The organism is Nereida sp., assembly GCF_965655635.1.
Lineage (GTDB): Bacteria > Pseudomonadota > Alphaproteobacteria > Rhodobacterales > Rhodobacteraceae > Nereida.
Window position 1 is genome coordinate 1 of record NZ_CBFHHE010000004.1, and the last position, 14657, is coordinate 14657.

Sequence of the window (14657 nt, forward strand, 5' to 3'; positions counted from 1 at the left end):
ATCTGGCCAGAGGCCCAGTTCATTTCAGCAATGGAGACTTCGCCGCAATCGGCCATAGCGGCCGTAGGCAGGCCAAGTCCTACAAATGCTGTCGCAAGTAGTGTTTTTTTCATGTCTTTGTTCCCGTTGTTAAGCGCCAGACTTTTTTGCAAGTATTCTGGTCTGTGAGTGCGGAGAACTATGACACTGTTTTTTACACACGCAAGATTCGGTTTTCACACCGTCAAACTTTAGTTGACCATATACGGTACCACCGCGAGACGAAAATCAGGGCCATGAGCAAGATAAATAGCCCCGTGACATCCCCAACAAGATAGCCCCCCGCCAAGGTCAGCCATGCCACATCAAGCTGGCCGCCATAGATGAAGGCGTGCCCCAACCCGTTACCAATTGACGCAAGTGCGCCGGCAATCAAAATCAGTTGCCAATGAGAACGCAGCTCACTCTCGCTGTGACGTGTCCATGAGCGGAACACCAGACAAACGGCGAAAAAGCTAGCCGTAATTGAGACAATAGAAGAGAAAATATCCTGCTCACTTCCCAGCACAAACGATTGATATGCCCACGTAATTATGTGGCCAGGCAGCAGGTAGAACAACGCCTTCCATCCGAAAAGATAGATGGACAACAGCCGGACGCCATGGGGCAAAAACAAAAGGCTGATGTTCATTGGCAACCAATGAAAATACGCACCTTGGACGGGCATAACGAACAAAAAGGTTACAGCAAACAATGTGACATAGGCAAGGGTAACAACGAACACGGCCTCAATTTCAGCCTTTAGACCGATACTGCGCATGACATTTCTCCTATCGCGTTTTGGCCCGATAGAGGTTTGAGCGGAGTGATGTCAAATTAAAACTTTACGTACTGACGTAAGTGTCGCAGGTACGAATACAGTGGTCTGCACGGAAAGTTGAGGGTGGGATACATGCTGGATAGGCGTAAAAAAACCGCGCGCCCCAATGCGGAGCGCGCGGTTCTGCATACTTAATTTGCCTTATTAGCCGATGATGCTGTTCAGGGCCGCTGAAGCGCGCATGACAGTTGCTGTTTTTGCAGGGTCCGTGTGGAAGTAACCACCAAGGTCCGCAGGGCTTCCTTGGGCTGCTGCGATTTCTGCAACGATCTGTGCTTCGTTCTCACGCAGGGCTTCTGCAATTGGTGCAAAATGTGCTGCAAGATCCGCGTCTGCGTCTTGTGCTGCCAGTGCTTCGGCCCAGTAACGGGCAAACCAGTAATGGCTATCGCGGTTATCCGGCTCGCCTACTTTGCGCGAAGGTGAGCGGTCGTTATCCAAGATGCCTTGGGTCGCTGCATCAACGGCTTGACCCAAAACGCGGGCCTTTTCGTTGCCCTTTGCATCCGCAAGGAACTGCAGGCTTTCACCCAATGCGCAGAATTCCCCAAGGCTATCCCAACGTAGATGGTTTTGCTCCATCAGCTGTTGAACGTGCTTGGGAGCAGAGCCGCCCGCACCGGTTTCAAACAGGCCGCCACCGTTCATCAGTTTCACGATCGACAGCATTTTGGCAGAGGTTGCTAATTCAAGGATCGGGAACAAGTCCGTCAGGTAGTCGCGCAGCACGTTGCCGGTGATGGCGATGCTGTTACGGCCTGCGGTGATGGTTTCGAGCGATGCGCGTGTTGCTTCGCGTGGTGCCATGATTTTGAACATGTCGCTGAGGCCGCGGGCCTCAAGGATTAGTTTCACATAAGCGATCAGCTCAGCGTCGTGTGCGCGGCTTTCGTCCAACCAGAAAATCGCCTCACAGCCTTCGGCCTTTTGACGGTCGATGGCCAGGTTCACCCAATCCTCGATTGGCGCTTGGCGCGCAGATGCAGAACGCCAGATGTCACCCGCTTCAACCGCGTGGCTGTGCAGCACAGTGCCGTCGGCCAGTACCATTTTTACCGTGCCCGCTTCAGGAATTTCAAAAGTGGTGGGGTGTGAGCCGTATTCCTCGGCTTTTTGAGCCATTAGGCCAATGTTTTGCACTGTGCCAGCCGTAGCTGGGTTCAGCTTGCCGTTGGCCTTAAAGAACTTGATCGTTTCGTCGTAAACTGGCGCATACGAGTTATCGGGGATCACGCAGTTTGCGTCGCTTTCAGCGCCATCAGGACCCCAGCCTTTGCCGCCAGCGCGGATCAAGGCGGGCATGGATGCATCGATGATGACATCAGAAGGCACGTGCAAGTTCGTGATGCCTTTATCGGAATCGACCATATACATTGGGGGACGGTCAGCCATGCACGCATCAATGTCAGCCATAATGGCCGGCTGGTCTTTGACGCAGGCCAACAAGTCACCCAAGCCAGAGTTTGGGTTCACGCCAAGCTCGGCCATTGCGGACCCGTGCTTTTCAAAAACGGGCGCCAAGAACGCCTTCACCGCGTGACCAAAGATGATCGGGTCAGACACCTTCATCATCGTTGCTTTCATGTGCAACGAGAACAATGTGCCTTCGGCTTTTGTCTTTGCGATCTCATCCGCAAGAAACGCATCAAGCGCGCGCGCACTCATGAAGGTTGCATCAACCACGGTGCCTTTAGGAAAGGACAGGCCGTCTTTCAGGACCGTTTCACCAGACGCAGTCTCAAGCACAATCTTCACATCCGCATCAGCGCTTAGGGTTGTTGAAACTTCGTTTGAGAAGAAGTCACCACCGCTCATCGCAGCGACGCGCGTTTTGCTGTCTGCGGTCCACTCGCCCATCCGGTGGGGGTTGTTTTGGGCGAATGCTTTAACCGCTTTGGCCGCACGACGATCTGAGTTGCCTTCGCGCAAAACGGGGTTCACCGCAGACCCTTTGATACCGTCATATTTTGCGCGAACCGCAATTTCTTCGGGCGTGCTTGGTGTTTCTGGATAATCGGGCAGGGCATAGCCCTGGGATTGCAACTCTTTCACCGCCGCGACCAGTTGCGGCACGGATGCCGAGATGTTTGGCAGCTTGATTACGTTGGCATCGGGGGTTTTTACCAAACGGCCAAGTTCAGCCAAATCGTCTGACTGGCGTTGCTCTTCGCTGAGGTGCTCTGGGAACGTTGCCAAAATACGACCTGCGAGGCTGATATCCTTTGTGCCGACAGATACGCCTGCGGCCTTTGCAAATTTCTGGATGATCGGCAGGAAAGATGCGGACGCAAGTTCGGGCGCTTCGTCCACTGTTGTGTAGATAATGTCTGACATGAGAAACCTCGCGAGTGTGATTTGTCATTTCCTTAGCGGATGAATCAGCGCGCGTCGACAGTATGCCGTTGTATACGGTCAAAATAATCGAGTGTTTTGACAAGTTTTTGCGAAATTAAGCCCTAATCCTGCGCAAGCGCGCGCCGTATCAGCGTGTCAGCCCAGTATCAGATCGCTTGGCGCACTATTTTGCATAACCATTTTGGCGTTCCTCATGTCGTTGTCCTGCACTTTGGCGCGGGCCTCATCGGGGGCGATGTCATAATTCGCCCACCGCTCCATCAGCCGCTTTTCAAGTACGTCCATCGGGGCTGAAATCGTTACGCTTAGAGTCCAGAACTGCCGCAATTGGTCCCAAGGTGCTGCGTTCAGCATCAGATAATTGCCCTCAACAATCACAAACTCGGCATGCTTCGGGATCAGTTGAGCACCCGCAACGGCGATATCGCGGGACCGATCAAAAACTGGCGCGTAAACTGTTTCTGTGCGGTTTGCGATCTGCGAAATGAGATGCACAAAGCCATCCGCATCGAACGTCTCAGGGGCCCCTTTGCGCGCCAAAGTACCCGCCTTTTCAAGTACCGGGTTATCCAAATGAAAACCATCCATCGGCACCAAAGTCGCCGTTTTTCCCATGGTGGTCAGCGATGCAACCAGAGCCTCCGCAACGGTCGATTTTCCCGAAGCAGGAGGGCCAGAAATTGCGATAATATTTCGAGAGTCGCTCAGCCCAATTGCCCGCTTAGCTACGATTTTAGTGAAATAATCTGCGGTTTTGTCCACTGTTTGATTTGCCTAGTGTCTGCGTTTTGCATCAGCAGTTTAGCGCGTGCAGTAGCTGTTGAGAAGCCAGTCTAAGCTTCTTCAAGCCTGTCGGTCGCTGGCGCTGGTGTGGGCGACAGGGCGGCAATGCGTACGTAGTCTTCGCCGCTTAGAGAAATCTCAAGGGCGGCAAGCGAAGGTGCGATTTGTTCGGCGTTTCGGGCGCTGATGATGGGTGCTGTGACGCCGCGGTGATGTGCGCCCCATGCCACGGCCAGACTGGCTGGGCATGCCCCATTTCTTCTGCAAGGGCCGCAAGATCAGCAGCGGTTTGATACATCCATTCCTGACTGTAGCGGGCTGCATAACGCTCGTCTGTTGGCTTCATCGGCGGTGCCACCAAACTGCATGCAGCCAAAACAAAGCGGCGAAATGGGCGTGGCATTTTGTGTGCTAAGGATGGGCGTCATCTCAAATCGGGGGCCTGCGGTACGGTTTGGTGCTGTGGGGCGAAAGGTCAACACATCTTTGTACGTCGGGGCCGCGTTTCTGGCGAAGGTCACGCCCATCAAGTATATATTTTGCGATGCGAATTGCGCGCGCTTTACACGCTCGGTAAGCTTTGGAGATGAACAGTTTTGATAGCACAAACACACGCGATGCACTGCGCCGCCTTTTTGAAGCAGGCGTAGATGCAGTGAAGGGTGAGCCCGCGGTTGCGCGTGCTTTTGCGCAGCGTTTTACGCAGGCGCCAGACCGCATTCTTGCCGTGGGCAAGGCCGCCTATGCGATGTATATGGGCCTGCCTGAGAATGTGCGCGCCTCTACACCCGCTTTGATTATTACAAAGGATGGCCACGCGGACGGTGCACCTAATCTGCCGCATGTTGAGATACGCGAAGCCTCGCATCCGATGCCCTGCGCGCGGTCAATCGCTGCGGGGCAGGCGGCTTTGACTTTTGTCCAAGACTGCGCCCCTGATAGCCGTTTGTTGATGCTGGTGTCCGGCGGCGCGTCTGCGTTGGTCGAAGCGTTGCCAAGCGGGATGAGTTTGGAAAGCCTCATGGAGCGGACGAAAATTGCGCTCTCAAACGGCAGCACCATCGGCCAAATTAACGCAGAACGTATCGCCCATTCGCGCATCAAAGGCGGTAAACTTTTGGCGGCATTTGCCGGACGGTGGGCGGACGTGCTGGCCATTTCCGATGTGCAAGGTGACGGGATTGATGTGATTGGCTCAGGCATTGGTGCGTATGGTGGCGGCACGCTGCGTTATGGCTGCCATATAGTTGGGTCAAACGCAGTGGCGCGGGATGCTGCTGCGGCACAGGCCACGACTTTGGGGATGCAAGTGCACCACAATGCGGAAACGCTTTATGGTGATATCAATGATGTCGCAGGCGATATTCTGGCGACCGTGGACAGCGGTGCAGTCCCTGCGGGGGTTTACATCTTTGGCGGCGAGCCTACGGTCCAACTGCCCGATAACCCAGGCGAGGGCGGGCGGAACCAAGGCCTTGCGCTTGAACTTGCGCGCCGCATTTCTGGACGAAGTGACCTGAGTATTCTGGTCGCGGGCACTGATGGTTCGGACGGGGTAAGTGCCGGTGCTGGCGCGATTGTGGATGGTCACAGTTTTGGCGCGGCTGATGGAGCGGAAGAGGCGATCTGCTTGGCGAACTCAGGCGCGTTTTTCCGCACCACTGGTGATCAATTGGTCACGGGTCCCACGGGGACAAATGTGATGGATCTTGTGATCGTGCACCGTAAAACTACAGACGTAGGCTAGGGAGCGTTAGAGCGCGATATCCATCCTGTCAGTCCATGAAATAGCGGACGGTTGCCTCAAACTCGCGCGGCTTTTCGGCGTGTAGCCAATGCCCTGCATCCGGTAGTTTGGCGAATTTTGCGTCTGAAAAAAGCTCTTTGATGGCGGGGCGATGGGCTGGCGTGACATAGTCACTATTGGCGCCGCTTAAGAACAATGTGGGTCCGGTGAACGTCCCTTCTGTTTGCGGAAACCCGATGATCTTGTCCATCTCAACCGCCAGCGTATCAAGGTTCAGCAGCCATTTTTGCGCCTTTACATCAACGCTTTGCGCAAGAAATGCGGCAACGGCTTTGTCGTCGATCGGAATATTTAGCGCCGAGCGGCTATCCACGTTCAAGTCTGTGGCCCGTGCGGCGTTCAGCACATCCATCTGCGTGTGCGTGTATGTCACGGGCGCGATGTCGGCGACCAAAAGGCGGTTCACTAGGGCAGGATACTGCAAGGCCATAACCATCGCAGCCTTTCCGCCCATGGAGTGGCCGACCACGTCGCCCTTGCCACCAAACTCGGTAATCACTTCAGCCAAATCAGCGGCCATTTCCGGATAGCTGTGTGTTGCTGTGTGCGCACTTTCACCGTGGTTGCGCTGATCAATCACAACAACGCGGCGGCTGTCTGACAGACGCTTGGCAATGACGTTCCAGTTGCGCGCAGAGCCGAACAAGCCGTGCCCGATGAAAAGCGTTGGAAGGGCGGTTTCGTCGCCGTATACGAGGTGGTGTAACATAGTATTCGGATACCCCATGACCCCCCAAGATATCCAGCACAAAGCAGACGAAGTCGCATCCTTGCTGCGCGAGAAACTGTCTGTGCGCGGCAAAACTCTAGGCGATCAGCTTGGACGCAGCGGGGCGGTGCTTCCCCGGCGGGTCCGCGCAAAAGGGCGGTTGCTGGCTCACGCGGCGACGGTGGCAGAGCACCCGCAACTGGCAAAAAAAATCGATCCCGCGGCAGTGCTGCGCGCGCATTCCGAGGTGTGTTTTTATCTAAGCGAAATAAACCCACGCGACCGGCGCATGGGTTTTGTTCTTGTTATTTTGGGGCGCGTAACGTTTGCGCTTTTGATCACCGGTGCTGCCTTTGTGGGGCTGCTGGTGTGGCGCGGCAATGTTTAGATTGGCTCCGCGCCACAGGCTTTGATCACAGGTTCGGGTAAATCGGGAACTGTGCGCAAAGTGCTTCGACTTTTGCCGCAACTGCTTTTTCCACGCCCCCGTTTCCGTCTGGTCCGTTTGCTGCTAGACCGTTCACGACCTCAACAATCAGGTCACCCACTTGGCGGAATTCAATTTCGGTAAAGCCGCGCGTTGTGCCCGCAGGTGTGCCCAAACGCAGACCGGATGTGACCATCGGCTTTTCTGGGTCAAACGGAATGCCATTTTTGTTGCAGGTGATATGAGCGCGCTCAAGTGCCTCTTCTGTGGTGTTGCCTTTAACGCCTTTGGGACGCAGGTCGACCAGCATCAGGTGCGTGTCGGTGCCACCGGTGATAATGTCCAACCCACCTTTGATGAGTTGATCTGCCAACGCTTGGGCGTTCTTGATCACTTGGGATTGGTAGCTTTGGAATTCGGGGCGCAGGGCCTCGCCAAATGCCACGGCTTTACCAGCGATGACGTGCATCAGTGGGCCGCCTTGGATGCCGGGAAAGATCGCAGAGTTGAACTTTTTGGCCAAAGCCTCGTCGTTGGTCAGGATCATGCCGCCGCGTGGGCCGCGCAATGTTTTGTGTGTGGTCGTTGTGGCGGCGTGCGCGTGTGGGAACGGCGAGGGGTACAGACCCGTCGCAACCAGTCCTGCAAAGTGCGCCATGTCCACCAACAGATACGCGCCGACGCTGTCCGCGATTTCACGCATGCGGGCAAAATCAATGACCCGTGGAATGGCAGAGCCACCAGCGATGATCATGTCGGGGTTATGCTCGGTCGCAAGGCGCTGGACTTCATCGTAGTCCAGCAGATTGTCTTCTTTGCGCACACCGTACTGAACGGCGTTGAACCACTTGCCTGATTGGTTCGGGCGCGCGCCGTGGGTCAAGTGACCACCAGCGTCCAGCGACATCCCTAAAATAGTCGCACCCGGTGCAAGCAACGCCTGAAACACACCTTGGTTCGCCTGTGAGCCTGAGTTGGGCTGGACGTTTGCAAATCCGCAGCCGAACAGCTCTTTGGCGCGCTCAATTGCCAAGTTTTCTGCCACGTCCACGTGCTGGCACCCACCGTAGTAGCGGCGGCCTGAATAGCCTTCGGCGTATTTGTTGGTCATCACGCCGCCTTGAGCTTCCATCACCGCTGCAGACACGATGTTTTCAGAGGCGATCAGCTCGATCTCGTTGCGCTGGCGGCCAAGCTCGGCCTGCATCGCAGCATAGAGAGCCGGATCGCGTGTCTCGAGGGTTTCTGTGAAAAATCCATCATCACGGTGTGGGGCGTTCATGGCAGCATCCTTTTGGGTTAAGCACCGCGCGCGGGCGGTTTGGCGCTAAGTTAGCGTATGTTTCCTATCGGAAAAAGGCCCGTTTCCGTCATAATGGTAATGAAAGCGGTGACGAAAGGTCGCCATAGGCGGCTTGCGTTTCACATCGGCACAGGCGATGTCTTTACGCAACGTGCATGAACCTAAAGGAAAACTCCCATGGGGCAGCTTCCCAAAATCGCCTTTGCGGCAAGCGATACGCAGACCGCGCAGAGCGCGTTGGAGGTGTTAAGCGCGCGGTATGGCAATGCGGATCTGGGACAGGCCGAAGTGATTGTGGCCTTGGGCGGCGACGGTTTTATGCTGCAAACTTTGCACGCGACCCAGCACCTCGATACGCCCGTTTACGGCATGAACCGCGGCACTGTTGGCTTTTTGATGAACGAATATCACGCGGATGATTTGCCGTTTCGCCTTGCTGCGGCCGAAGAAGAGGTCATCAACCCGCTGTCGATGATTGCAAAAACCGTTGACGGCACGGTCCACGAGGCATTGGCAATCAACGAGGTATCCCTGCTGCGTGCAGGTCCGCAAGCGGCCAAACTTCGGATTTATGTGGACGACAAACTGCGCATGAAAGAACTGGTGTGTGACGGGGCGCTTGTCTCGACGCCTGCGGGCTCAACGGCGTACAACTACTCGGCTCACGGTCCGATTTTGCCAATCGGTTCGGATGTTTTGGCCCTGACGGCGATGGCGGCGTTCCGGCCGCGGCGCTGGCGCGGTGCGCTTTTGCCGAAGACGGCCAAGGTCCGCTTTGAGGTGGTCGACCCTGCCAAGCGCCCCGTGATGGCCGATGCAGACAGCCGAAGTGTGAACAATGTGGCCAGCGTGGAAATCTACTCAGACCCTTCGATTGCGCACCGCATTCTGTTTGATCCCGGACACGGCTTGGAAGAACGGCTCATTCAGGAACAATTCGTATGATCCAGCCGCTGCGCCGCGCGGCTGTTGTTGCGGGTTTGCTGTTTGCATCTGCGCTGCTGACAGCGTGCAGTTTGCGCGTTGGCCCGCAAGACCGGATCGGCTTTCAAGAGCTGTTGACGCGCACCGCTGCCACCCCGTTTGAGTGTGCAAACTACGACCTTGAGACCGATAGCTGCGAGATGATTTCAAGGTATCAACCGCGCGGTGACGGCACGGTTCAAGCGCGATCCACCTTTATTCTTGATGCGGACCTTGGGGCGGTGATGACCGTTACCGACACCCTTCGGCCTGAGGGCGCGCGGCTGTGCACGGACGGCAAAAGCACCACCGCAAAAGTCACGGGCGATCAATTGACCGCGCAGGATAACGCAAATTTGGCAGAGTTGTTTTTGCAAACGGCCCGCGCCTTTGGCCCAAGCTGCATTGCGTTTTTTGAACGGGGCGGGGTGCTGGTTGGCCTGTCTGTAACACCAGACGGAGAAATCATTCGTGGCCAACCTGCGTTCGTCCTTAGCTATTTTGCGGAACCCAAATCTCTGCATGGTCTAACCGCGCGGTAGCTGCTGCGCTACCGCCAGCCGATCTGTGACACGCTGACATCTGCTGTGTAATCGCGGCCATAGGCGATGATGCCAATGGCGCGGATATTTTGGGTATTGAGTGGGACATCAAAGCCCCGTCCCGCAGGGGTGAAATCGGCCAGAGGCAAACTGATATCACGCCATTCGTTCGTAGTCTGAAATTCCGCGCGGTAACTGTGCCACGGGCGTTTTGCATCCGTCGTACGCAGGTTGGCGAAATAGGACGTGCGGTTGCCCCGGACCCGCAGGGTCAGCACCTGCGCTTCGGGCGGCAAGGGCGGCATATCACGGCGGATTTGAATGAACCCGCCGTTGTTTTCTGTGCTGACGTCACCACGCAGGCGAACGTAATCAACGCCCCCCTCGCGACCGCGTGTCATGGTGCCATCTGAGACACCACCCATCACCCCGTCGGTGACAAAGCGCCATAAATCCAAGCTCGAAAAGTCATCAATTACCATGCCCTTAAAGTGGGTGCTTGGCATCAGAAGTCCAGTGCGGCCTTGCGCAACCGCTTAGCTTTTCGCGTAGCCAAGTGTCTGAAGTGCCGCCTTAATTTCATCAAGGATCGCCGGATCATCGATGGTCGCGGGCTCTTTATAGGGCGCGCTATCCGCAATTTTGGCCATGACGCCGCGCAGGATTTTGCCTGACCGTGTCTTGGGCAATCGGTCAACTACCACCGCCAGTTTAAACGCCGCAACAGGCCCGATTTGGCCGCGGACATCTGCGATCACGTCGGCGACAATCTCGCTCGGGTCACGGTCCACGCCTGCGTTCAGGCACAAAAAGCCCAACGGCAACTGACCTTTTAGTGCGTCGTTCACGCCGATCACGGCGCATTCGGCAACGTCTTTTTGGGCGGCTAAGACTTCTTCCATCGCACCTGTGCTTAGGCGGTGACCTGCCACGTTAATCACGTCATCCGTGCGCGCCATGATGTAGACATAGCCGTCCTCATCAATCATGCCCGAATCGCCTGTCTCGTAATACCCCGGGAAGGCCTCAAGATAGCTGCTTTTGAACCGGTCTTCGGCGTTCCAAAGGGTTGGCAGACAGCCAGGCGGCAGGGGCAGTTTGATGGTGATCGCACCCAACTCACCGGCAGGCAGCGGGTGGCCGCTGTCATCAAGGATTTGCACGTCATAGCCGGGCATCGGTACGGTGGGAGAACCGATTTTGACAGGGAGCGGCTCAATACCCATCGGGTTGCCCGCAATGGCGTAGCCGGTTTCGGTTTGCCACCAGTGGTCGATCACCGGCAGGCCGGTCATGTTACCAAGCCATTTGATCGTGTCGGGGTCTGCGCGCTCACCTGCCAAGAAAATCGATTTCAGATGGGGCAGGTCGTAATTTGCAAAAAGCTTACCTTCTGGGTCCTCGCGTTTTACGGCACGGAACGCGGTCGGGGCGGTAAAGAACACCTTGACGTTGTGCTCTGACATCACGCGCCAGAAAGTGCCCGCATCAGGGGTGCCAACGGGCTTGCCTTCAAACACGATGGTGGTGTTGCCGTGGATCAATGGCGCGTAGCAAATATAGCTGTGTCCCACGACCCAACCCACATCTGAAGCGGCCCAAAACACATCGCCTGGCTCAACGTCATAGACGTTTTTCATGGTCCAGTTCATTGCCACCAAATGCCCGCCTGTGTGACGCACAACGCCTTTGGGCGCGCCGGTCGTGCCGCTGGTGTACAGGATATAGGCGGGGTGGTTGCCTTCAACGGGAAGACACGCGGCAGGCTGGGTGCCTTGTTGAAACGCATGCCAATCCAGATCGCGTGGCCCCAGATCGCAGCTCAGCTGCTCGCGCTGCAAAATCACGCAGGTTTCTGGCTTGTGGGTGGCACTGTCGATGGCCGTATCAAGCAATGGCTTATAAGCGATTGTCTTGCTGCCTTCGATGCCACATGACGCCGCCACGATGCATTTGGGCTGGGCGTCATCAATGCGCACGGCCAGCTCGTGGGCTGCAAAACCGCCAAACACCACCGAGTGGATCGCCCCAATGCGTCCACATGCCAACATCGCCACAATCGCTTCGGCGACCATGGGCATGTAAATCAAAACGCGGTCGCCTTTGCCCACGCCTTGGGCTGCCAGACCGCCTGCAAAACCGGCAACTTCGTCGCGCAACTGGGAATACGTCAAAGTACGCTGGCTGCCTGTGACGGGGCTGTCGTAAATGATTGCCGCCTGATCGCCGCGCCCTGCGTCCACGTGGCGGTCAACGGCGTTGTAGCAGGTGTTCACTAAACCGTCGCTGAACCACTCATACATCGGCGCGTTTTCGGCAAACAGCGCTTTGGTTGGGGCGCGGTCCCATGCGATCTGTTGGGCAGCGCCCATCCAGAATGCTTCGGGGTCATTGCGCCACGCGGCGTAAGTGTTGGCATAGCTCATCGGTCAGGGTCCTCTCAGATGCACCATCGTTCCCGCGCAGTAGTCTCACCGAAACGAGACCGCGCAGAATTGGTCGCGCGCATTAAGCGTATGCACCGCGGTGCTGGCAAGAGACCGTTTGCGCAAACAGCACGAAATAATCATGCTACTGCGCAGATTTAGCCCTCAGCCTTAGGGGATGAAGCGCCTGCCGCCCCTAGCCGTAGTGGGTCACAGGGGTGCCTGCCAAAGCAGAGATGTTGAGCAATCCGCGCGCCGTGATTGACGGCGTGACGATGTGCGCACGGTTGCCCATGCCCATCAGAATTGGCCCAACTTCAAGCCCGCCGGCTTTGGATTTCAGGATGTTTCGGGTGGCACCGGCCGCATCAGTGTTGGCGTAGATCAACACATTGGCCTGCCCCTGCAAACGCGATTGCGGAAAGACGCGACCGCGTAAATCAGGGTCGAGAGCACTGTCCGTGTGCATTTCGCCTTCGTATTGGAAATCAAGTCCAAACCCGTCAAGAACCTGAAGCGCATCGCGCATCGTGCGTCCAGATTGGCTATCAAGGTTGCCAAATTCTGAACCTGAACACAGCGCAATTTTTGGCTCAATCCCAAAGCGGCGCACGTGGCGCGCAGCACTGATCACGGTTTGGGCAACTTGATCGGGCGTGGGCATCGCGTGGATGTGCGTATCCGCAATAAAGAGCGGGCCATCCTCCAAAATCATCAGTGACAGCGCGCCCGCAGGCTTCAAATCGTCCGAGCCAAGCACCTGCTCCACATAGTTCAGGTGCCACAAATACTGACCAAACGTGCCGCAAATCATACTGTCAGCCTCGCCGCGATGCACCATCACGGATCCAATGGCAGTGGTGTTGGTACGCATAATCGCGCGGGCCAAATCAGGGGTTACACCAGAACGTGCCATCAACTCGTGATAGGTCTGCACGTAATCGCGGTAACGATCGTCGCGGTTCGGGTTCACGATCTCCAAATCTTCGGGGCGAATTTTCAGACCCGCACGCTCGCACCGCCGTCCAATCACATCAGGACGGCCAATCAGAATGGGTGTCTCGGTAGTTTCCTCAAGCAGCGCTTGTGCCGTGCGCAACACGCGCTCGTCCTCACCTTCGGCAAATACGATCCGGCGTGTCGCTGTGCTGGCCGCTTGGAAAACGGGGCGCATTATAAGCGCTGATTTGAACACAGATGTATCAAGGTCCGCGTGGTACTGATCCACATCCGCAAGCGGACGCTTGGCCACGCCGCTTTCCATGGCAGCACGCGCCACGGACGAGGCCACAACACCCATCAGGCGCGGATCAAACGGCTTGGGAATAAGGTAGTCCGGCCCGAACGTCAGCTGCTCCCCGCGGTAGGCCTCGGCGGCCTCGGCGCTTGTGGTGGCGCGGGCAAGTTGGGCAATTCCGTCGATACAAGCCAGCTGCATCGCATCGTTGATCTCGGTCGCACCCACGTCCAGCGCACCGCGGAAGATGAACGGGAAACACAGCACGTTGTTGACTTGGTTGGGGAAATCCGACCGGCCCGTCGCAATCAACGCGTTCGGGGCCACGGCGCGCGCGGCCTCTGGATCAATCTCGGGGTTGGGGTTGGCCAGCGCAAAAATAATCGGCTGATCACTCATCTTGGCGACCATCTCGGGTTTCAAAACGCCCGCGCCCGACAGCCCAAGGAACATATCCGCGCCGTCGATCACCTCATCAAGCGTGCGCAGATCACTGGCCTGTGCGTACTCGGCCTTCTGATCGGTCATCTCGCTGGTGCGGCCTTCGTAAACCAGTCCTTCGATGTCGCACAGCCACACGTTTTCGCGTTTCACGCCCAGTTTCAGCAGCATGTTCAGACAGGCAATGCCCGCAGCACCGCCACCGGTAGAGACGATCTTGATGTCCTCAAACTTCTTACCGGCAAGGTGCAGCGCGTTTGTCGCGGCGGCCCCCACAACAATGGCTGTGCCGTGCTGATCGTCGTGGAAAACAGGGATGTTCATCCGCTCGCGGCACAGCTTTTCGACGATAAAACAATCAGGCGCCTTGATGTCCTCAAGGTTAATCGCGCCAAACGTCGGCTCAAGCGCGCAGACAATATCCGCAAGTTTTTCGGGGTCTGGCTCGTTCAACTCAATGTCAAAACAATCGATGTTGGCGAATTTTTTGAACAGGACCGCCTTGCCCTCCATCACGGGTTTTGAGGCAAGTGCGCCGATGTTACCAAGGCCCAAAACCGCAGAGCCATTTGTGACAACCGCCACAAGATTGCCGCGTGATGTGTATTCTTGTGCCGCCTCGGCGTCTTTGGTGATCTCGATGCAGGCTTCGGCCACGCCGGGCGAATATGCGCGCGCCAAATCACGTCCGTTGGCCAGCGGCTTGGTGGCGCGAATTTCCAGCTTTCCGGGCTTGGGGTGGCGGTGATAGTCCAACGCTGCTTGACGCAATGCCTGTGGATCACGGTTGGAATTGTCTGTCATA

At 56.5% G+C, this 14657-nt stretch carries 13 protein-coding genes; 4 read left to right on the forward strand and 9 right to left on the reverse strand.

The window, feature by feature from the left end; genetic code table 11:
* Positions 1-223: 223 nt before the first annotated feature.
* The 4 genes from ACTF5M_RS02025 to ACTF5M_RS02040 all read right to left on the reverse strand — a co-directional run bounded on the left by ACTF5M_RS02025 (position 224) and on the right by ACTF5M_RS02040 (position 4227).
* A complete protein-coding gene (locus ACTF5M_RS02025; RefSeq protein WP_438959437.1) occupies positions 224-799 on the reverse strand; it encodes a hypothetical protein in 576 nt (191 codons plus the stop codon).
* A gap of 204 nt (positions 800-1003) precedes the next feature.
* Positions 1004-3193: an NADP-dependent isocitrate dehydrogenase gene (locus ACTF5M_RS02030; RefSeq protein ID WP_438959438.1), complete on the reverse strand. Its 2190-nt coding sequence runs from the start codon at positions 3191-3193 to the stop codon at positions 1004-1006.
* 156 nt (positions 3194-3349) lie between these two features.
* Entirely contained in the window at positions 3350-3976 is a 627-nt protein-coding gene (locus ACTF5M_RS02035) for a nucleoside/nucleotide kinase family protein (protein WP_438959439.1), read from the reverse strand.
* Between the two features lie 71 nt (positions 3977-4047).
* Positions 4048-4227, reverse strand: coding sequence for a hypothetical protein (locus ACTF5M_RS02040; RefSeq protein WP_438959440.1), 180 nt, complete (start codon positions 4225-4227; stop codon positions 4048-4050).
* Positions 4228-4583: 356 nt separating this feature from the next.
* Between ACTF5M_RS02040 and ACTF5M_RS02045 the strand changes: the two genes are divergently transcribed.
* Positions 4584-5744, forward strand: a complete 1161-nt coding sequence (locus ACTF5M_RS02045; RefSeq protein ID WP_438959441.1) for a DUF4147 domain-containing protein — start codon at positions 4584-4586, stop codon at positions 5742-5744.
* A gap of 28 nt (positions 5745-5772) precedes the next feature.
* Here the strand turns inward: ACTF5M_RS02045 and ACTF5M_RS02050 are convergent, their stop codons facing one another.
* Positions 5773-6513, reverse strand: coding sequence for an alpha/beta fold hydrolase (locus ACTF5M_RS02050; RefSeq protein ID WP_438959442.1), 741 nt, complete (start codon positions 6511-6513; stop codon positions 5773-5775).
* Between the two features lie 16 nt (positions 6514-6529).
* On the opposite strand from ACTF5M_RS02050, the gene ACTF5M_RS02055 reads away from it, so the two are divergent.
* Positions 6530-6901 (forward strand): hypothetical protein, encoded by a 372-nt coding sequence (locus tag ACTF5M_RS02055; RefSeq protein WP_438959443.1) that lies wholly within the window; start codon positions 6530-6532, stop codon positions 6899-6901.
* A gap of 25 nt (positions 6902-6926) precedes the next feature.
* Here the strand turns inward: ACTF5M_RS02055 and glyA are convergent, their stop codons facing one another.
* Positions 6927-8222 carry a serine hydroxymethyltransferase gene (gene glyA / locus ACTF5M_RS02060; protein ID WP_438959444.1) on the reverse strand — a complete coding sequence of 432 codons (1296 nt, stop codon included), beginning with the start codon at positions 8220-8222 and terminating at the stop codon, positions 6927-6929.
* 198 nt (positions 8223-8420) lie between these two features.
* Here glyA and ACTF5M_RS02065 point away from each other — a divergent pair, with 198 nt between their 5' ends.
* Together ACTF5M_RS02065 and ACTF5M_RS02070 are read left to right on the forward strand one after the other, a co-directional pair.
* Complete coding sequence (locus ACTF5M_RS02065; RefSeq protein ID WP_438959445.1) at positions 8421-9188, forward strand: NAD kinase; 768 nt, start codon at positions 8421-8423, stop codon at positions 9186-9188.
* Positions 9185-9748, forward strand: coding sequence for a hypothetical protein (locus ACTF5M_RS02070; protein WP_438959446.1), 564 nt, complete (start codon positions 9185-9187; stop codon positions 9746-9748). Before ACTF5M_RS02065 ends, ACTF5M_RS02070 begins: the two co-directional genes overlap by 4 nt.
* 8 nt (positions 9749-9756) lie before the next feature.
* Here the strand turns inward: ACTF5M_RS02070 and ACTF5M_RS02075 are convergent, their stop codons facing one another.
* The 3 genes from ACTF5M_RS02075 to ACTF5M_RS02085 all read right to left on the reverse strand — a co-directional run bounded on the left by ACTF5M_RS02075 (position 9757) and on the right by ACTF5M_RS02085 (position 14656).
* A complete protein-coding gene (locus ACTF5M_RS02075; protein WP_438959447.1) occupies positions 9757-10254 on the reverse strand; it encodes a CIA30 family protein in 498 nt (165 codons plus the stop codon).
* A 30-nt stretch (positions 10255-10284) separates the two neighbouring features.
* Positions 10285-12174, reverse strand: coding sequence for a propionyl-CoA synthetase (locus ACTF5M_RS02080; protein ID WP_438959448.1), 1890 nt, complete (start codon positions 12172-12174; stop codon positions 10285-10287).
* Between the two features lie 196 nt (positions 12175-12370).
* Positions 12371-14656: an NADP-dependent malic enzyme gene (locus tag ACTF5M_RS02085; RefSeq protein WP_438959449.1), complete on the reverse strand. Its 2286-nt coding sequence runs from the start codon at positions 14654-14656 to the stop codon at positions 12371-12373.
* Position 14657: the final 1 nt, after the last annotated feature.